Genomic DNA, 18,312 nt, shown 5'->3' with positions numbered 1-18,312 from the left:
GCTCACATGAAAACCTCTTCCGGCACCGGCTCCAACACCACCATCCGCGAACGGCTGGGCTTGCGGCCGATCATCAACGTCTCCGGCACCATGACCGCGCTCGGCGCCTCGATCATCGTCCCGGAAGCGATCTCCGCCATGGCTGAAATGGCCTCGCAATGGGTGGAAATGGACGATCTGCAGCGCGCCGCGAGCACGGTCGTCGCGCGCCTCACCGGCGGCGAGGCCGGCTTCATCACCGCTTGCTGCGCTAGCGGCATCACCATGGCGATCGCCGGTGCGATGACCGGAACCAGCCTGCTCGCCATCGAGCGCCTGCCCGACGACACTGGCGACCTCAAGTCGGAGGTCGTCATCCAGCTCGGCCACATCGTCAATTACGGCGCCCCGATCGACCAGTCGGTCCGCGTCGCCGGCGCCAGGGTGGTGCCCGCCGGCACGGTCAGCGTGACCCAGGACTATCATGTAAGCGAGGCGATCAACGAGCGCACGGCGGCGGCCCTCTACGTCGTGGCCCACCACACGGTGCAATACGGCATGCTGTCGCTGGAGGAATTCTGCGATATCTGCCACGCCAAGGGCGTGCCGGTGATCGTCGACGCCGCGTCCGAGTATGATCTGCGCGGTTTTCTGGCGCGCGGCGCCGATGTCGTCATCTACAGCGGCCATAAATTCCTGAGCGGGCCGACCAGCGGCATCGTCACCGGCCGCAAGGATCTGGTGCGGGCCGCCTATCTGCAGAACCGCGGCGTCGCGCGCGCCATGAAGGTCGGCAAGGAAAGCATCGCCGGCACCATGGCGGCGCTCGAAGCCTGGGAGAAGCGCGACCATGCCGGAATCCGCCGGCGCGAGGAAGCAGCGCTGAACCTGTGGAAGGACGCGCTGCAGGGACTGCCCGGCATCGTCGCCATCATCATTCCCGACCCCACCGCCAATCCACTCGACCGGCTGCAGATATTCGTCTCCCCAGAGAGCCGCTTCACCGCCGCCGGTCTTGCCTCGGCCCTTGCCGCCGGCTCGCCGCCGATCATCGTGCGCAATCACGAGGTCGAGCGCGGCCATTTTTTCCTCGACCCCTGCAACCTTCACCCCGGCGAGGCGGAGATTGTCGCCGAACGTCTGCGCGCCGTGCTGACCGCGAAGGAGCGCCCGGCCGACGCGATGAAGGTCGCCCGCAAGGATTCGTCAGGCGTCTTGCGCTGGCCGGATTGATCGCTAAACCGACCATGCCGAAGGCATCGGCTGATCACGCGACTGTGAACAGCCGGAATTTGCCCACGCGGGAATAAATCCTCTCTTCAACAAGTCTCCTCGACATACGCCACGGCTGGCGTTGAGGAGACTGGCATGCCCCATCATCGCGAGCACAGCGAACACGGCTGCGGCGTCAGCCGCCGTCATGCGCTGCCGAGCATGATCGTCATCAATCCCTTCTCCATGGCGCCCCTCCTTTTCATAGCGCCCCTCCTTTCATAGCGCTTGACACTGGTGACGCAGATGAATTCACTTTCAGCAAGGCAGACGACTTTGCCCGTTTCCGGGGGCTTTGCTCCTGCAAGCCAGGCAAAATCGCTGTCGCATCTTGAGGCGGCACGGCCTGTCCGCTCCGGAGAGGATCATGGTGCTGCTTTGAGCGACAGGGCCCTGGCAGAGCGTTTCAACGACGTAGTGCTGCCGCATCTCGGCGACGCGCTGGCGCTTGCCCGCTGGCTGACCGGCAATGCCGCCGACGCCGAGGATGTCGTTCAGGACGCCTGCATCAAGGCGCATGCCGGCATATCAGGCTACGCCGGCGGCAATGCGCGTGCCTGGCTGCTCACCATCGTGCGCAACACCTCCTACACCTGGATGGCGCGCAACCGGCCGCGCGGCATGATGGCCGTCGGCGACCTCGGCGATCTCGACGACATGGCGGCCGCCCATGGCACCAGCCTGCCGGACGAGGATGGTCCGGAAGCGAGCCTGATCGCCAGGGCCGACACGGCGGCACTGGAGGCTGCGATCGCTGCCCTGCCGCAGCCGTTTCGCGAAACGCTGGTGCTGCGCGACATCAACGGCCTCAGCTATCGCGAGATAGCGGCCATGCTCGACGTGCCGATGGGTACGGTGATGTCCAGGCTGGCCCGCGCCCGCGGCCTGCTGGCGTCCGAACTGGGGAGAGCGCCATGACCGGCCATGACGATGGACTGCCCAATGATCCCGAAGGTGTCAGACTGATGATCCACGCCCTTGTTGATGGCGAGCTTGATGCGGCGGCGGCCCTTGCGGTGGAGCGTCGCATCGCCGCCGATCCCCGGCTTGCCGCCGAACATGCCCGCATCCTTGCCTTGCGAGGCGCGGTCAGCCGCTTGCCGCGCCCCGACGTGAGCGACGCCTTTCGGGCCCGCATCGCGGCGATCGGCATGGTCAGCACCGAGCAGCCGGCGACAGCCGAGGCAGCAGAGCCGCAGCGCGGCACGCCGTCGGCGCTGCCGGGCTTGATTGCCGGCGCTGGCGTCGGCCAGCGGCGTGAAGCCGGGACGCGTCCTTCGCTGGCGCGGAGATCGCCGAGGGCAAGCCGCTTCGGCTCGTTCGACTGGCGCGCCATGGCGGCATCGATCATGATCAGCGCGGTGCTGGCCAGCGGCGCAACGCAATGGGTAATGTTCAACGGCGCCGAAGACGGCTTGGCCGCGGCCGTCGCCAGCGGCCATCGCCGCAGCCTGCTCGCCGCGAGCCCGATCGACATCGTCTCCTCCGACCGCCATACGGTCAAACCGTGGCTGGACGCCCGCATCGGCGTCTCGCCGCCGGCGCCGGATCTTGCCCAGGAGGGTTTCGCTCTTATCGGCGGCCGGGTCGAGGTGATATCGGGCCGGCCGGTACCGGCACTGGTCTACCGCCACCGCGAGCACCTGATCACCCTGGTCGCCGAACCGCAGCAGGGCGGCAAGACCACCCAGCCGGACGATCTTTCCTCCGGCGGCTTTTCGATGGTGCACTGGAGCGACGGCGCCTTCTCCTATTGGGCGATCTCCGACATGGAGCGCCCCGAGCTCGACGACTTCGTCGCTCGCTTCCGCAAGGCGGCGGCATGAGCCGGAATATGGCCGTCGGCATCTCGCCGATGGCCTGAAATCCTTGCGGCCCCGCGCGAATTCCGCTAAGGCGCGCCTTTGTCGCCGGGGAGCAGAAGCTTGGACGATCAACGCGCCGACGTCGCCATCATCATGGGCAGCCAATCCGATTGGGCGACGATGCGCCAGGCAGCGGAGACGCTGGAGGCGCTTGGTGTGCCCCACAAACGGCTGATCATCTCGGCGCACCGCACGCCCGACCGGCTTTACGAATTCGCCAAAGGCGCCAAGGCCGCCGGCTACAAGGTCATCATCGCCGGCGCCGGCGGTGCCGCGCATCTGCCCGGCATGACGGCGGCGATGACACCACTGCCGGTGTTCGGCGTGCCGGTGGAATCGAAGGCGCTGTCGGGCCAGGATTCGCTGCTCTCGATCGTCCAGATGCCGGCCGGCATTCCTGTGGGAACGCTGGCCATCGGCAAGGCTGGTGCGGCCAACGCCGCCCTGCTGGCCGCCGCCGTGCTGGCGCTCAACGACGACAAGCTTGCCCAGCGCCTCGATGCCTGGCGCGCCTCGCAGACCGCCAAGGTCGCGGCCGAACCGACGGATACGCCGTGAGCCTGCCCGCCGGATCGACCATCGGCATCATTGGCGGCGGCCAGCTTGGCCGCATGCTGGCAATGGCCGCCGCCCGGCTCGGCTATCGCACCATCGTGCTGGAGCCTCAACCGGATTGCCCGGCGGCACAGGTCGCCAACCGGCAGATTACGGCCGCCTATGACGATCCGGCAGCACTTGCCGAACTGGCGGCTGCAAGCGCCGTCGTCACCTACGAGTTCGAGAACGTGCCGGTCGCCGCCGCAACCGCGCTTGCCGCCAAAGTGCCGGTCTATCCGCCGCCGCGGGCGCTTGACGTGGCGCAGGACCGGGTGAGCGAAAAGACATTCCTCAACGGCATCGGCATCGCCACCGCCGCGTTCCATCAAGTCGACACCGACGACGAGCTGGCGGCGGCGCTGAAGGCCTTCGGCGGCAGCGGCATCCTGAAGACGCGGCGAATGGGTTACGACGGCAAGGGCCAGCGCGTCTTCCGCAACATGGAAGCCGGCGGTTTCGCCGGCACCTGCGAGGGGATGGGCAATGTGCCGCTGATCCTGGAAAGCTTCGTGCAGTTCGAGCGCGAGATTTCCGTCATCGCCGCGCGAGGGCTGGACGGCACTGTCGCCGCCTACGATCCAGCCTGGAATGTGCACCGCGACGGTATTCTGCACACATCGACCTTGCCGGCCGGCGTTGCGCCGGCGACCGCGCGGGACGCGAAAGACGCGGCGACGAAAATCCTGTCGGCGCTCGACTATGTCGGCGTCATCGGTGTCGAGTTCTTCGTACCGGCCGACGGCTCCCTGCTGGCCAACGAGATCGCGCCCCGCGTCCACAATTCCGGCCATTGGACCGAAGCCGCCTGCATCGTTTCGCAGTTCGAGCAGCATATCCGCGCCATTGCCGGCCTGCCATTGGGAAGCTCGAACCGTCATTCCGATTGCGTGATGGAGAACCTGATCGGCGACGACGTGCTGCGCGTTCCCGCCTTGCTCGCCGAGCCCGACCTGATGCTGCACCTCTACGGCAAGGCCGAGGCCCGGCCCGGTCGCAAGATGGGTCATTTCACCCGCATCAGCCGCCGCGGCTGATACCAGACACGCCTATTGCACCTCGTCGCTGTCCGCGTCGGGGCTGGCGCAACTTGCATCGCCTTCCTCGCAATTGGCGGAGGCGGCGAGCTGCTTGATGCGATCATTGGTCAGCCTGGTCAGGCATTGCGAGACCTCCATCGCATGGATGGACCCGCCCTGGCTGGCGGCGGTGTTATGCGCGCATTCGGCATCCCGGAAGCTGATCCAGGCGCGTTGTGCCACCTGAAGCAATCTCTTGCCATCGGCATCATCGGAGCCAATCAGCGCCTGGTAGGCCGCATTGAGCCTGGCGTCGGCCGCCTGATAGTCCTCGCCGGCACAGATATTCATCATCTGCTGGCTGTCGTCGGAGCGGTCGCATTCTTGCCCTCGGGCAGCCGAGCTCGCCGCCAGGATGACGAGGCAGGAGGAGAGGAATATTCGGCGCATGGTCGTTCCCAAATCGCTTGCGATGGACGACATCATCCCAGCCGGCTCATGGCCGCGCAATGCCACGGGGCCGACATGGCGGATATTTGATGATATCGGGACGCGGAGCGCGCTTGCGGTTGACTTACGGTTGACATGGGCAAGTCTCCTCGTTTATGAGCCACCCACCGTTCAAAAGGCGCGTCTTCTGGCGCGCCTTAAAAATTCGACCCCGAACCGGGTCCAGACCGACAGGCAAGACCATGAAGATCAAGAATTCGCTCAAGGCGTTGAAGGCGCGTCACCGCGACAACCAGCTGGTTCGCCGCAAGGGCCGCGTTTACATCATCAACAAGACCGCCCCGCGCTACAAGGCGCGCCAGGGTTGAGTTTTCGGCCGGAGGCTTTTTCGTCTCCGCCCACTGATGCTTGTCGGCCAGCCGACCTTCCCACGCTAAAATCACTTTGATGTTCCGCCGCCCGGGATTAAACTCGGGCGATGCGGATTCTTTTTGTATTCTTGACGACTTTGCTGGTTTCCGGCGTCATCCCCCTGCCGGCCCAAGCCGGTGATCGGCCGATCGCGGTGGCGGCCGCGGATGGTCAGCCGGCGCCCGCCGATGCCCAGCCAGCGGCTCCGGACACTCCGGCCACGCCGATGACGAAACAGGCCCGGCTCGACAAGTTGTTCTCCGACCTGAAGCGCGAGCGCAACGAAAAGGCCGCCGAGCGCATCGCCGGCAGCATCTGGAACGAATGGTTCCAGTCCGGCAGCGCCTCGATCGACCTGATGATGCAGTGGTCGCAAAAAGCGATGAATGATCAGAAATTCGACGTCGCGCTCGATTTCCTGGACCAGGTGGTGACCTTGCAGCCTAGCTACGCCGAAGGCTGGAACCGTCGCGCCACCGTGCATTTCATGATGAAGAACTACGGCAAGTCGATGGCCGACATCGACCGCACGCTGCAGCTCGAGCCACGCCATTTTGGCGCGCTGTCGGGCCTGGCCCAGATCATGGCCGAGACCGGCCACAAGCAATCGGCGCTCGAGGCCTGGCAGAAGGTGCTGGCCATCTACCCGATGATGCGCAGCGCCCAGAACCAGGTCGCGACCCTGTCGGAAGAGCTTGCCGGCGAAGGCATTTGATAGATCAGGAAATAGCCATTAGGCGCTGGCGCTGGAGCCAGCCCTACTGCCCTACCCCACAACTTATCCCCCTCCATCCCGTATATCCCTGCATGAACCTGATCTATGCCGCGCTCGCCTTCCTGATGGCGCTTGTCCTTGCCCTGGTCGGCGTCACCCGCGCCGGCTCGTGGCTGATCGAGCGCCGCGGTCCTTCGGTCGGGGCGTTCGCCGACATCGACGGTGCCCGCATCCACTACGTCCACCTCCCCGCCCCAGCCAGTGCGGATCTGCCGCCGATCGTCTTCATCCATGGCGCCAGCGCCAATTTGAAAGACCAGATGCTGCCACTCAGGCCGCTGCTTGAAAGCCGCGCCGAAATGCTGTTCTTCGACCGGCCTGGTTTTGGCTGGTCCGGCCGCGGTCCAGGCAACAATGAGGACCCATCGGCGCAAGCCGCAACCATCGCCGCCCTGATGGACCGTCTCGGCATCAAGAAGGCAATCATCGTCGGCCATTCCTTCGGCGGCGTGGTGACGGCGGCTTTCGGCCGCGAGCATGCGGACAAGACGCTCGGGCTGGTCTTCCTGGCGCCGGCGACCCATCCCTGGCCGGGCGGCGCGACGTCCTGGTACTACGACCTGACCACCATTCCGGTGATCGGCCGGCTGTTTTCCGAGACGCTGACCTATCCTGCCGGGACGCTGTGGATGGCGGACGCAACGACCTGCGTCTTCTCACCCAACAAGGTGCCCGACAATTATCTCGCCGCAACCTCGATCCCGCTGGTGCTGCGGCCGTCGGCCTTTCGCGCCAACGCCACCGACGTTGCCGGCCTCTATCGCTATGCGCTCGCCGCCGCACCGCACTACAAAGAGATCACGGCCCCGACCGTGGTCATCTCCGGCGACCGCGACAAGGTCGTCTATGCCCGGATCCACTCCGTCGGCCTGGTGCGCGACATCCCGGGTGCCGAGCTCGTCTGGGTGCATAATCTCGGTCATAAGCCAGACTGGATCGCATCCGACCTCGTCGTCGGCGCCATCGAGAAAGTCGGCGGCAAGGCTATCGATCTGGAAGCAATCGCCAGGACGGTGGAGGCACGGATTGCCGGCGACACATATGGCACGGGCAAATGCGCCGACATCAAAGAACCTGAGGCGGAGCTCGCGCCGACCTGATGCGTGCCAACCGAAAACGGCCATCGCAGCCCGCCATTGGGATCAGAGCGGCATGTACCTCCTGAAACACGGCATAAAGAGAAATCCGGAAAAGCGATCGGCGCTGCCGGATCGCATCTTTTTCGGTCACGGCGCATGCGCCATTCTCGCCGGCACCTTCCTCAAGCATCCGCCTTTGGAGGGATTTTACGGCGAACGGATCATTCCTGACGAAGGTTTTTCAGGAAACCATATCTATGTGACGAACGGCCTGATCGCTTTCGACTATCATGGCTATTGCGCCCGAGAGCGGTTGCTCGAACACCATGAAAGAAGCTGGGCTTCGCGCAACGCCGGATGGCGTTGCACGATTGCGAAAGTGGATTTCGATCTGCTCGATAAGACCGAACTCAACCGGCGAAAGATGCTCGGCCCAAATCAATATCTGCATGACCCCATTCCTCGCGCGCGACGGTTCCTCCAGCGAAGAAACCACGCGGAAGCCGCGGCAAGAGCGCTGGGGACTGCAACGACGCTGGCGGCCGACTACCGGCCGGCTGTTTCCGATCCGACATAGGCGATGCGCAGCATGTTGGTCGATCCCGGAGTCCGCAGCGGCACGCCTGCGGTGATGATGACCCGGTCGCCCGGCTTGCCGAAGTCTTCTTCCAGCGCGATGCGGCAGGCGCGGTTGACCATGTCGTCGAGATCGGTGGCATCGGGCGAGACGACGCAATGCGTGCCCCACAAAAGCGACAGCCGTCGCGCCGTGTTGAGGATCGGCGACAGCGCGATGATCGGCACCTGCGGACGCTCGCGCGCGGCGCGCAGGCCGGTGGTGCCCGATGCCGTGTAGGTGATGATCGCCGACAGTTTCAGCGTTTCGGCGATCTCGCGGGCGGCCAGCGAAATGGCATCGGCGCCGGTCGCTTCCGGCTCGGAGCGTTGCGCGTTGATGATGCCGGCATAGGTCGGATCGGTTTCGACCTTGGCGGCGATGCGGTTCATCATCGCCACCGCCTCGACCGGATAGGCGCCCGCCGCCGATTCCGCCGACAGCATGATGGCATCAGCGCCTTCGAAGACGGCGATCGAAACGTCGGACACTTCGGCGCGGGTCGGCACAGGGGCGGTGATCATCGATTCCAGCATCTGCGTCGCGACCACCACCGGCTTGCCGGCGCGGCGCGCGGCGCGCGTGATCTGCTTCTGGATGCCGGGCACCGCTTCCAACGGCATTTCGACGCCGAGATCGCCGCGGGCGACCATCAGCGCGTCGGACAGTTCGATGATCTCGGCCAGCCGGGCCACGGCCTGTGGCTTTTCGATCTTGGCCATGATCAGCGCGCGGCCACGGGCGATCTTGCGCGCCTCGGCCAGATCTTCCGGCCGCTGCACGAAGGATAGCGCGACCCAGTCGACGCCCGTGGCGAGCACCGCGTCGAGGTCCTTGCGGTCCTTCTCGGTCAGCGCGCCGACCGGCAGGTCGGTATCTGGCAGGCTGACGCCCTTCTTGTCGGAAATGGTGGTGCCGGCAATAACGGTGCAGACTATCGACTTGCCGTCGCTCTTTACCGCCTTCAGTTCGAGCTTGCCGTCGTCGATCAGGAGGCGATGGCCAGCCTCGACCGAGCTCAGGATTTCAGGATGCGGCAGGTAGACCCTTGTCGAGGTGCCGGGCTCGGGATTGTCGTCGAGGGTGAATGTCTGGCCCAGGGTCAAGACTTCCTTGCCATTGGCGAACTTGCCGACGCGCAGCTTCGGGCCTTGCAGGTCGGCCAGGATGCCGATCGGCCTGCCAACTCTTTCCTCGACCGCGCGGATGCGGGCGACCAGCGTGCGCATCAGCTCATGATCGGTATGGCTCATATTGATGCGGAACACATCGGCGCCGGCTTCGAACAGCTTTTTCAGCATCTCCTCGGAGGAAGATGCCGGACCGATTGTGGCTAGGATCTTGACCTTGCGGCTACGTCTCATTGACTATTCGTTCCCGGGGCGGCTGGAGCGCCTCCCGTTGCGGGCTCGTCGGTGAGCTGGACCATCCAGCTTGCCTGCTCGCCCGTGTCATATTCCTGGAATCCGGCGCGCTGGAAGCCCCTGGCGACGCAGTCGCTTACGCCGGCAATCTTGAACTCTTTTTCAGCCACGCACATGTTGATCGGGCCGTCCCAGCGTCCACCGCGCTCGGCGTCTTCTGCATAAAGATAGTAAAACCTTGATGACAGCGGCCCTTCGATCAACGTCTTGCAACTCGATCCCTCGATGTGCCACCAGCCCTCGGTGATCCAGCCGGCCTTGGCCCGATAGCCGATTCCGACGCCGACCAGGTTCTGCGTGGCGTTGCAGACGCGGAAGTCGGCGCGCGCCGGTGAAGCTGTGACCATCGCTGACAGTCCCACGGCGAGCGTCAGGAGCGGCATGGCTAAGGCAAAGCGCGCGCGCTGCCCGCCGTCGGAACCCATCCTAAAACCCCTCAAGAACCACATCAGCATCTCTCTGCGCCCCTTTTCGGAAAAGTCCGGGCGCATGTCAACGCGCCGTTTTGACCAATTCCAATCGATTTAGGAAGGCTCCCGGCGCACGACCGTCGCCCCGTGCCAGATTTCCCGGGAAACCTTGGCTAAACAACGGCATTGCGTACACGTCGTCTTCGTGGAATGACGATAGCATCCTCCCCGAAGGCCAGCGAACGACCATTTTCCGCCAATGACCCGATCCACAGTTTTCGCGCCCTTCGACATCGTCGAGGGCGACCGCAAGCGAGGCATCGTGCTTCTGGCCGATCACGCCCGCCGCGACCTGCCGGAAGAATATGGCAGCCTGGGGCTGCCGGCGGCCGAATTCGACCGCCATATCGCCTATGACATTGGCGTCGAAGCGGTGACGCGCGAGCTGGCGGCCCTGCTCGATGCGCCGGCGGTGCTCGCCAATTTCTCGCGGCTGCTGATCGACCCCAACCGAGGCGAGGACGATCCAACACTCATTCGCCAGCTTTACGACGGCACCATCATTCCGGGAAATTATCCCCTGGCGCAGGAGGAACGCGAAAGGCGGCTCGATCGCTTCTACCGCCCTTATCACGACGCGGTCGGCGCCATGATTGCGTCAGTCGCGCAGGCTTCAGGGCAAGCGCCTTTCATCTTCTCGGTGCATTCCTTCACCCCTGCCATGCAGGGCAAGCAACGTCCGTGGCATGTCGGTATCCTGTGGGACAAGGACGACCGGGTGGCGCGACCGCTGATCGATATGCTGGCTGAGGACAAACAACTCGTGGTTGGCGACAACGAACCGTATGATGGCGCGTTGCGCGGCGACACCATGTTCAGGCACGCCATCGTCAATGGCTATGCCCACGCGCTGATCGAAATCCGCCAGGATCTGATAGCGGACCAGAAGGGCATTGTCGCCTGGGCCGGGCGGCTCGCACCGATCGTTGACGCGATCGACCGCCGTCCCGATATACATGCGGTAAAGATGTTCGGCTCGCGCACCGGGCCGCTATGACGGAGGTTTCGATGACCGAACTCAGCAACGAACAGAAGCGCGACTTCGAGGCCGCCGCCTTTCGGCGACTGGTCGAGCACTTGCGTGAACGGGGCGACGTGCAGAACATCGATCTGATGAACCTCGCCGGCTTCTGCCGCAACTGCCTGTCGAACTGGTACCGCGAAGCAGCCAATGCCGAAGGCGTAGATCTCGGCAAGGACCAATCGCGCGAGATCGTCTACGGCATGCCCTATGCGCAGTGGCAGGCGCTCAACCAGACAGAGGCTTCAGACGCCAAGAAGGCGGAATTCGAAGCGCGGCGCCCGAAGGATCACTGAGCCCGTTTGGCCCAAATGCTTTCCCACAACAGCGCTTGACTGAAAATTGAATCGATCTAATTTGCCGCGCAAAGCCATTTTCTGACCGGATTCGTGCCATGAACGCTTCGAACGCCATGCAGACTGCCATTCGCGGGCGATGGGCCGTGGCGGCCATTTTCCTCGCCAATGGTTTCCTGACCGGCAGCTGGGCGCCGCAGATTCCTGTCTTCCTGACCCGGCTGGACATCTCGAAATTCACGCTCGGCCTGCTGATCCTTTTGTTCGGCGCCGGCGCGGTCACCGCCATGACATGGTGCGGCCACCTGATCTCCAAACACGGCTCGCGCACCGTGCTGCGCTGGTTCGGCCTGTGCGGCAGCCTCGGCCTGCTGGTCGTGGCGCTGGCACCCGACGTGCCGCTGGCGGCCATCGCCATGTTCATATTCGGCGGCTCCATCGGCGGCATGGATGTCGCCATGAATGCGAATGCGGTGGTAGTGGAACGGCGGCTGGGGCGCGCCATCATGTCCTCGTCGCACGGCTTCTGGAGCCTCGGCGGTTTCGCCGGCGGCGCCCTCGGCGGCTTCGCCATCCAGACCTATGGCCACCTCGCCCATGCCGCGGTGGTGACCGTGCTTGCCTTCGCGGCAATCGCGGCGGCGGTGCCCCACATCGTGGCCGAAAACAAACCGCAGGCGGTCGAGCATCATAAATTCGCTCTGCCGGCAAACCCATTGGTCTACCTCATCGGCCTGATGGCCCTGTTGACGATGATTTCAGAGGGCGCGGTGCTCGATTGGGCGGCGCTGTATCTGCGGCAGGAACTCGGCGCCGACCTCGCCGTCGCCGGTCTTGCCTATGCCGCCTTCTCCGGCGTCATGGCGATCATGCGCTTTTTCGGCGATGGCGTCCGCAACCGCTTCGGCGCAGTGATGACACTGCGCGGTTCGGCCATCGTCGCGGCCGCCGGCATGCTGATCGCCGGCCTGTCGCCTTCGCCTTGGCTCGCCATATCAGCCTTTGCGCTTTGCGGCTTCGGCATCGCCAACATGGTGCCGATCATCTTTTCCGCCGGCGGCAACCAGGAGGGCATGTCCTCGGGCACCGGCATGAGCGTCGTCACCACCATGGGCTATTCCGGCATTCTGGTGGCGCCGTCGGCGATCGGCTTCGTCGCCGAGCATTCCAGTTTCGGCCCGATCTTCATCGCCATGTCGGCTCTGCTGATCGTCGTCTTGCTGATGGCCGGTTTGGCTCACCGCGCCGAATTCGCTCCGGATGCCGCGCCCGCCGAATAACGTTTCAATTCCTCGTGGAGAAAATCAGCCACGCGGCGGATGCGCACGCTGGTGCGCACGTCGCGATGCATGGCCAGCCATACCGGCAGGGCAGGCAAGGGCAGGCCGGGCAACACCTTCTCCACCAGCGGATCGCGGTCTGCCAGCGGCTCCTGGCCAAGACCAACGCCGTTTCCCGCCCGCACCGCTTCCCAGAGCACGATCTGATTGTCGGCCCTGAAACGAAAGCTGTTTCGGGTGACCGGGATGCCATGCTGGGAAAAGGCCCGGATCATCTCGTCGCTGCGATCGAAGCCGATCAGGGCGTGATTGACGAGGTCGGCCGGTCCCAGCGGGCGCCCGCGCCTATCGAGGTAGGATATGGCTGCACAGGCGCAGAGTCCGATATCGCAGACCTTGCGCGCCACCAGTTCGTTCTGCGCCGGCTTGACCATGCGGATGGCGATGTCGGCATCCCGGCGCAGCAGGTTCTCGACCTGGTTCGAGGCAACGATCTCGACCTCGATGCCGGGCTCGTCGACGCCGAGCCGCGCCATCATGTCGGGCAGCACATAGGCCGCTACCACCTCACTGGCCGCGATGCGCACCGTGCCTTCGATCGCCTCGACCGAACCCAGCGCGAGCCGTGAAAAGGCGCTTGCCTGCTCGCTCACCGTCTTGCCGCGCTCGAACAGCGTGGCTCCCACTTCGGTCAGCGCATAGCCGCTTCGACCGCGCCGGAAAAGTGTGACGCCGAGCGCCTGTTCCAACTCCCCGATGTGACGGCCAAGCGTCGGCTGGCTCGCCGACAGCTTTCGCGCCGCGGCCGACAGGCTGCCGGTTTCCGCCACGGTGACAAAGCTCTTGATCAGGTTCCAGTCAATCTCATCCATTCGGTAATGAATAACAAAACTGCAATCTTGGTCAATTTTAATTCATCGATGAAGCAATCATATTCACCCTGCAAACACCGATACGGACTGCACAACCAACCAGGAGTAATCCAATGACCAAGATCACACTCGCAACCGCCGCCCTCCTCATCGCCGCCAACACGGCTTTTGCCGGCAGCGACAAGTTTGGCTCGGACAATGCCAGCCAGACCGTCGCCACCACCGACAATGTGACCACCTCGTCGATCAGCAAATCCGAGGCGACCAATCAGAAGCCTGTCGTCCAGGGCAGCAACCGCGACCTCTTCGGCAGCCGCTGAACGGTGGTCCTCGAAAATCCAGAAGCGGCGGGCTCGTCCCGTCGCTTCTAGGCAAACCCCGCACTTGAAAACGAATAAGGAGACGAAGAATGACCAAGATCGCAATTCTCGGCGCCAATGGCCGGCTCGGTCGCGTGGTTGCCAAGGCCTTCATCGACGCCGGCTTCGACGTCCGCGCCGTCACCCGTACCGGCATGGTGCCGGCCGAGCTTGAGGGCGCCACGGCGGTTGCCGGCGATGCGCTGGACCGTCAATCGCTGATCCAGGCCACCGAGGGTGTCGACATCATCTTCAACGGCCTCAACCCGATCTACACCGACTGGGGCAAATGCCTGCCAATGGCCGAAAATGTCATGGCCGCCTGCCATGCCAACGATGCGCAGCATCTCTTCCCCGGCACCGTCTACAATTACGGCTCGCCCATGCCGGCGGTGATCACGGAAGACACGCCGTTCCATCCGACGACCGAGAAGGGCCGCATCCGCTGTGCCATGGAGGATCTGTTCCGCCGTGAGGCCGAGGCCGGACGGGTGCGCACCATTGTTCTGCGGGCCGGCGATTTCTTCGGCGGCACCGGCAGCGGCTCCTGGTTTGACCTGATCGTCGCCGCCAAGATCAACAAGGGCATCTACACCGCGCCCGGTCCGGCCGACCTCGTGCATGAATGGGCCTATTTGCCGGATTTCGCCGTCGGTTTCGTCGCGCTGGCCCGCAATCTCGACAAGCTCGGCTTCTATGAGGCGCTGAACTTTCCAGGCCATGCCGCCACCGATCTCGAGATCAAGGTGGCCGCCGAGAACGCCATCGGCCATCAACTCAAGATGACTTCCATGCCTTGGTGGGTGCTGCGCGCCGGCAGCCCGTTCGTGGCGATGTGGCGAGAGATCGTCTCGATGTCATACCTGCGCTTCGAGCCGCACCGGCTGGCCTCGACGCGGCTGGCAGGCATCATCGGCGAAATCCCGCATACGCCGCTCGATCAGGCGGTGAACGAAGCCTTGCAGGATATCGGCATCGCCGTCGCGCCCACCCGTCGCCAGGCCGCCTGATCGAGCTTGCTGGCAGGTGAGAACGGCTGCGCTCGGTAAGGTCCGGCGGCGGATCGTTGCCGGTCAGATCCTGCCCAGCACAAGCAGGATCAGCACCACGACCAGGATGACGCCGACAATGCCCGATGGTCCGTAGCCCCAGGAGCGCGAATGCGGCCATGCCGGCACAGCGCCGATCAGGATCAGGATCAGGATGATAACGAGAAGTGTGCTGATCGTCATTTTGAGCCCTCGCCGTCTGGTTGCATTCGAGGGAACAATGCAAAAGGCCGCCCGGTTGTTCCCGGACGGCCTTTGTTGCTTGGCCTGCGAAACGCTCTATTCCGCCGCCTTCGGGAAGCTGACTGCCGGCTCGGCGCCGACATCTGCCAGAGGCCCTTGGGACGAGATCTCGCCCTTGCCGCGCCGGAAGAGACGGCTGATTAAGCCGCGTCGCGCGCCGGGTTTGATCTTGGCGCGGGTGAACACCATCAGCATCGACGGCGTCACGACCAGCGTCAGAATGGTGGCGAAGGACAGGCCGAAGACGATCGCCGAGGACAGCGAAATCCACCATTGCGTCGACGGCGCATTGATCGTCGTCTCGTGATGGAAGATTTCGAGCCCAAGGCCGAAGGCGATCGGCAGCACGCCGAGAATCGCCGACACCGCCGTCAGCACAACCGGTCGCGCACGCTCGCGGCAGGTCTGCAGCACCGCGTCCATCTTGTCCCAGCCCTCCTCACGCAACCGGTCGTAGGTGTCGATCAACACGATGTTGTTGTTCACCACCACGCCGGCCAGCGCGATGACGCCAATGCCCGACATGACGATGCCGAACGTCTCGCCCGTGATCAGCAGTCCAAGGAACACGCCGATTGTCGCCATGACCACGCAGGACAGCACCAGCCATACGCTGGTGAACTTGTTGAACTGCGCCAGCAGCACCAAGAAGATCAGGAAGATCGCCGCGCCGAAGGCCTTGCTGAGGAAGGCGCTGGCTTCCGCGCTGTCCTCGTTCGATCCGGCGAGCTTCCAGCGTATTCCGCTGCCCAGATTCATATCGGTGACGGCCTGAGTGACCTGCTGCTGGACTGCCGCGACCTGTTGGCCGGCGGCAACATTGGCCTGCACCACCACGGTTCGGGCACCGTCGATGCGGTTGAGGATGCCGACCGTCGGCTCGGGTTTGCGCACGACGAAGTTTGAGATCGGCACCGACCCTTGCGAGGTCTGCACCCTGAGCTCGTCCAGCGTCGACAGCGTGCGCCGGTCTTCCGGAAGACGCAGGCGGATGTCGACGGCGTCATCGGCACCAGCAGGCCGGTATTCGGAGAGCTTCAGTCCGTTCGTCACCAGCTGCACCACGGTGCCGACCGAAGTCGGGCTGATGCCGTATTGCGCGGCCTTGGCGCGGTCGACCTCGAGAGCCCAGTCGACGCCGGGCGGCGGCAGGCCATCGGAAATATCGATGACGCCCGGCACCTTGGCGATACGCGCCGCGACGGCGCGCGCCTTGTCGTCGAGGCCGGCTGGATCGACGGCCGATAGCCTGATCTGGATCGGTTTGCCGGTCGGCGGACCGGCTTCCGGCACGCGCACCTCCACGTCGACCCCGGGAATGCCGGCCATCACGCCGCGCAGATCGCTTAGGATCTGGTTGGCGGACTTGCGTTCGCGCCAGTCGATGAATTCGTACTGGATGACGCCGACGACGTCCTCGGGCACGTCCTGGCCGCCGCCCTGCGTCTTGCCGACGCGGGTGTAGACCGACTTCACGCCAGGCCACCCGAGCAACCGGCTCTCGGCGATCTTGGTCGCCGTATCCATTTCGGCCAGCGAAAGGTTGCCACGGGCATGCACGTAAAGCAGGCCGTAGTCAGGTTCGACGCTCGGGAAAAACTCGACGCCGGCACCGTACTTTGAATAGCCAACGAAAATACCGGTCAGCAAGACGACGGTGAGCACCATCACGGTGATGGGAAAGCGCACCGCCTGCTTGACGACAGCCATGTACCAGCCGTCGCGATTGCCATCCTCGTGATGCTGCGGCGCCTTGGCGAATATAGCGCCCAGCGTCGGCGCGAAGACCAGCGCATAGAGCATCGAGGCCGACAGCGTGACGATCAGCGTGATCGGCATGTACTTCATGAAATCGCCGATGATGCCGGGCCAGAACAACAGCGGCGAGAAGGCGGCGATACGCGTCATCGTCGCGGCGATGACCGGGCCGGCCATGCGCTTGGCGGCAAGCGCGAAGGCTTCCTGCTTCGGCATGCCTTCGCTCATCCTTCGTTCGGCGAACTCGGTGACGATGATGGCGTCGTCGACCAGCATGCCGACCGCCAGGATGAGGCTGAACAGCACGATCATGTTGATCGTGTAGCCCATCATGGCAAGCAGCAGGATACCGATTAGGAAGGACGACGGAATGGCCAGGCCAATCAGCAGCGAGGCACGGCCGGACAGCGCGTAGAGGATGACGATGAACACCAGGATGACGGCGATCATCACATGGTTCTGCAAGTCCCCCAGCAGCTGGTTGACGAAGACCGACTTGTCCTGCGTGTAGGTGACGTGCATGCCCTCGGGCATGGTCTTGACGAAGGCATCCGACACCTCCCTGACCTTGGTCAGCGTATCGATCAGATTGGCGCCGATGCGCTTTTTGACTTCGATGGCGATGGCCGGCTTGCCGTTGAGGCGCGTGATTGTCGTCGCGTCGGCGAAGGTCGAGCGTATCGTCGCGATGTCCTTGGCCTGCACCACGGCATTGGGCCCGGCGACCACGGGAAGTGCCGCCACATCCTCGGGTGTCTCGATCAGCGACGGCACCTTGACGGCATATTTGCCTTCCGAGCCCTCGATGTTGCCGGCGGCGACCAGGCTGTTGGAAGCACCGACCGCGCCGATTAGCTGGTCGAGCTGCAGGCCATAGGACGACAGCTTCATCGGATCGATGACGACCTCGACCAGATCGTCGCGCGAGCCCTGCAACGAGCCTTCGAGCACGCCGGGCACTTCCTCGATGCGATCACGCAGTTCGCGCGCCGCGGCAGCCAGCACGCGTTCGGGCAATTCGCCGGACAGCGTGACGACGAGCACCGGGAATTCGGAAATGTTGACCTCCGTGACGACAGGCTCCTCGGCCGCCTGCGGCAGGTCGGCCTTGCCGTCCTGCACCTTGGAGCGTGTGTCCTGCAGTGCCGTCGCCAGGTTCGTCTGCGGCTGGAACTCGACCAGAACGTAGCCGCCGCCCTGGAAGGCGGCCGAGCGCATCTCCTTGAGGCCCTTCAGGCTTTTCAACTTGCTTTCCATCGGCCGCAGCAGAAGACGCTCGGAATCCTCCGGCGAAATGCCTTGATAGATTAGGCTGACATACATCATCGGAATCGGAACGTCGGGTTCCGCTTCCTTCGGTGTCGATTGATAGGCGACCCAGCCTGCAATCAGCAGGAAGACCAGGACCGAGATGGTCAGGCGGGCATTGTTGATTGCGAGTCTGACGATATCCATGACTTATGCCTGCTGTTGCTTTCGG

At 64.1% G+C, this 18,312-nt stretch carries 20 protein-coding genes; 14 read left to right on the top strand and 6 right to left on the bottom strand.

Going from position 1 to position 18,312, the window contains the following annotated elements; genetic code table 11:
- The first annotated feature begins 6 nt into the window (after nt 1-6).
- The 5 genes from LB555_RS25710 (at nt 7) to LB555_RS25690 (ending at nt 4,747) form a co-directional block, all read left to right on the top strand.
- Complete coding sequence (locus LB555_RS25710; RefSeq protein ID WP_140792679.1) at nt 7-1,212, top strand: aminotransferase class V-fold PLP-dependent enzyme; 1,206 nt, start codon at nt 7-9, stop codon at nt 1,210-1,212.
- Between the two features lie 417 nt (nt 1,213-1,629).
- Nucleotides 1,630-2,169, top strand: coding sequence for a sigma-70 family RNA polymerase sigma factor (locus LB555_RS25705; RefSeq protein WP_041163301.1), 540 nt, complete (start codon nt 1,630-1,632; stop codon nt 2,167-2,169).
- The gene (locus LB555_RS25700) at nt 2,166-3,077 is read left to right on the top strand and encodes an anti-sigma factor family protein (RefSeq protein ID WP_224684084.1); all 912 of its coding nucleotides are present in this window, start codon (nt 2,166-2,168) and stop codon (nt 3,075-3,077) included. The genes LB555_RS25705 and LB555_RS25700 overlap by 4 nt, the downstream gene beginning before the upstream one ends.
- 99 nt (nt 3,078-3,176) lie before the next feature.
- Nucleotides 3,177-3,674 (top strand): 5-(carboxyamino)imidazole ribonucleotide mutase, encoded by a 498-nt coding sequence (purE, locus tag LB555_RS25695; RefSeq protein WP_023773946.1) that lies wholly within the window; start codon nt 3,177-3,179, stop codon nt 3,672-3,674.
- Nucleotides 3,671-4,747 (top strand): 5-(carboxyamino)imidazole ribonucleotide synthase, encoded by a 1,077-nt coding sequence (locus tag LB555_RS25690; RefSeq protein WP_015315325.1) that lies wholly within the window; start codon nt 3,671-3,673, stop codon nt 4,745-4,747. The genes purE and LB555_RS25690 overlap by 4 nt, the downstream gene beginning before the upstream one ends.
- A gap of 12 nt (nt 4,748-4,759) precedes the next feature.
- Here LB555_RS25690 and LB555_RS25685 read toward each other — a convergent pair whose 3' ends face one another.
- Nucleotides 4,760-5,179: a lysozyme inhibitor LprI family protein gene (locus tag LB555_RS25685; protein WP_015315324.1), complete on the bottom strand. Its 420-nt coding sequence runs from the start codon at nt 5,177-5,179 to the stop codon at nt 4,760-4,762.
- A gap of 242 nt (nt 5,180-5,421) precedes the next feature.
- On the opposite strand from LB555_RS25685, the gene ykgO reads away from it, so the two are divergent.
- The 4 genes from ykgO (at nt 5,422) to LB555_RS25665 (ending at nt 8,021) form a co-directional block, all read left to right on the top strand.
- Nucleotides 5,422-5,547 (top strand): type B 50S ribosomal protein L36, encoded by a 126-nt coding sequence (gene ykgO, locus LB555_RS25680; RefSeq protein ID WP_006327841.1) that lies wholly within the window; start codon nt 5,422-5,424, stop codon nt 5,545-5,547.
- Between the two features lie 110 nt (nt 5,548-5,657).
- Nucleotides 5,658-6,305, top strand: coding sequence for a tetratricopeptide repeat protein (locus LB555_RS25675; protein ID WP_140616674.1), 648 nt, complete (start codon nt 5,658-5,660; stop codon nt 6,303-6,305).
- Nucleotides 6,306-6,397: 92 nt separating this feature from the next.
- Nucleotides 6,398-7,465 carry an alpha/beta fold hydrolase gene (locus tag LB555_RS25670; protein ID WP_224684083.1) on the top strand — a complete coding sequence of 356 codons (1,068 nt, stop codon included), beginning with the start codon at nt 6,398-6,400 and terminating at the stop codon, nt 7,463-7,465.
- A 52-nt stretch (nt 7,466-7,517) separates the two neighbouring features.
- Nucleotides 7,518-8,021, top strand: a complete 504-nt coding sequence (locus tag LB555_RS25665; RefSeq protein WP_224684082.1) for a hypothetical protein — start codon at nt 7,518-7,520, stop codon at nt 8,019-8,021.
- Here LB555_RS25665 and pyk read toward each other — a convergent pair.
- Together pyk and LB555_RS25655 are read right to left on the bottom strand one after the other, a co-directional pair.
- Nucleotides 7,991-9,424 (bottom strand): pyruvate kinase, encoded by a 1,434-nt coding sequence (gene pyk / locus LB555_RS25660; protein ID WP_140616672.1) that lies wholly within the window; start codon nt 9,422-9,424, stop codon nt 7,991-7,993. The two genes, LB555_RS25665 and pyk, sit on opposite strands and share 31 nt — an antisense overlap.
- Nucleotides 9,421-9,867, bottom strand: a complete 447-nt coding sequence (locus tag LB555_RS25655) for a DUF1036 domain-containing protein (RefSeq protein WP_174361986.1) — start codon at nt 9,865-9,867, stop codon at nt 9,421-9,423. Before LB555_RS25655 ends, pyk begins: the two co-directional genes overlap by 4 nt.
- Nucleotides 9,868-10,153: 286 nt before the next feature.
- Here LB555_RS25655 and LB555_RS25650 point away from each other — a divergent pair, with 286 nt between their 5' ends.
- From LB555_RS25650 to LB555_RS25640, 3 genes are all read left to right on the top strand, one after another.
- Nucleotides 10,154-10,951, top strand: coding sequence for an N-formylglutamate amidohydrolase (locus tag LB555_RS25650; protein ID WP_140662695.1), 798 nt, complete (start codon nt 10,154-10,156; stop codon nt 10,949-10,951).
- 11 nt (nt 10,952-10,962) lie between these two features.
- Nucleotides 10,963-11,271 carry a DUF1244 domain-containing protein gene (locus LB555_RS25645; RefSeq protein WP_224684081.1) on the top strand — a complete coding sequence of 103 codons (309 nt, stop codon included), beginning with the start codon at nt 10,963-10,965 and terminating at the stop codon, nt 11,269-11,271.
- A gap of 98 nt (nt 11,272-11,369) precedes the next feature.
- Complete coding sequence (locus tag LB555_RS25640; protein ID WP_015315316.1) at nt 11,370-12,551, top strand: MFS transporter; 1,182 nt, start codon at nt 11,370-11,372, stop codon at nt 12,549-12,551.
- Here the strand turns inward: LB555_RS25640 and LB555_RS25635 are convergent.
- Nucleotides 12,509-13,423, bottom strand: a complete 915-nt coding sequence (locus LB555_RS25635) for a LysR family transcriptional regulator (protein ID WP_224684079.1) — start codon at nt 13,421-13,423, stop codon at nt 12,509-12,511. The two genes, LB555_RS25640 and LB555_RS25635, sit on opposite strands and share 43 nt — an antisense overlap.
- 113 nt (nt 13,424-13,536) lie before the next feature.
- Here LB555_RS25635 and LB555_RS25630 point away from each other — a divergent pair, with 113 nt between their 5' ends.
- On the top strand, nt 13,537-13,743 hold the full coding sequence (locus tag LB555_RS25630) for a DUF680 domain-containing protein (RefSeq protein WP_224684078.1): 207 nt from the start codon (nt 13,537-13,539) through the stop codon (nt 13,741-13,743).
- Between the two features lie 89 nt (nt 13,744-13,832).
- A complete protein-coding gene (locus LB555_RS25625) occupies nt 13,833-14,792 on the top strand; it encodes an SDR family oxidoreductase (RefSeq protein WP_224684077.1) in 960 nt (319 codons plus the stop codon).
- A gap of 63 nt (nt 14,793-14,855) precedes the next feature.
- Here the strand turns inward: LB555_RS25625 and LB555_RS25620 are convergent, their stop codons facing one another.
- Nucleotides 14,856-15,014: a DUF3309 family protein gene (locus LB555_RS25620; RefSeq protein ID WP_015315312.1), complete on the bottom strand. Its 159-nt coding sequence runs from the start codon at nt 15,012-15,014 to the stop codon at nt 14,856-14,858.
- A gap of 96 nt (nt 15,015-15,110) precedes the next feature.
- Nucleotides 15,111-18,287, bottom strand: a complete 3,177-nt coding sequence (locus LB555_RS25615; RefSeq protein WP_140822534.1) for an efflux RND transporter permease subunit — start codon at nt 18,285-18,287, stop codon at nt 15,111-15,113.
- Nucleotides 18,288-18,312: the final 25 nt, after the last annotated feature.

The organism is Mesorhizobium sp. BR-1-1-10 (assembly GCF_020165595.1).
GTDB lineage: Bacteria > Pseudomonadota > Alphaproteobacteria > Rhizobiales > Rhizobiaceae > Mesorhizobium > Mesorhizobium australicum.
The sequence above is the reverse complement of the archived record's forward strand: the minus strand, read 5'-3'. Positions and strand labels throughout refer to the sequence as shown.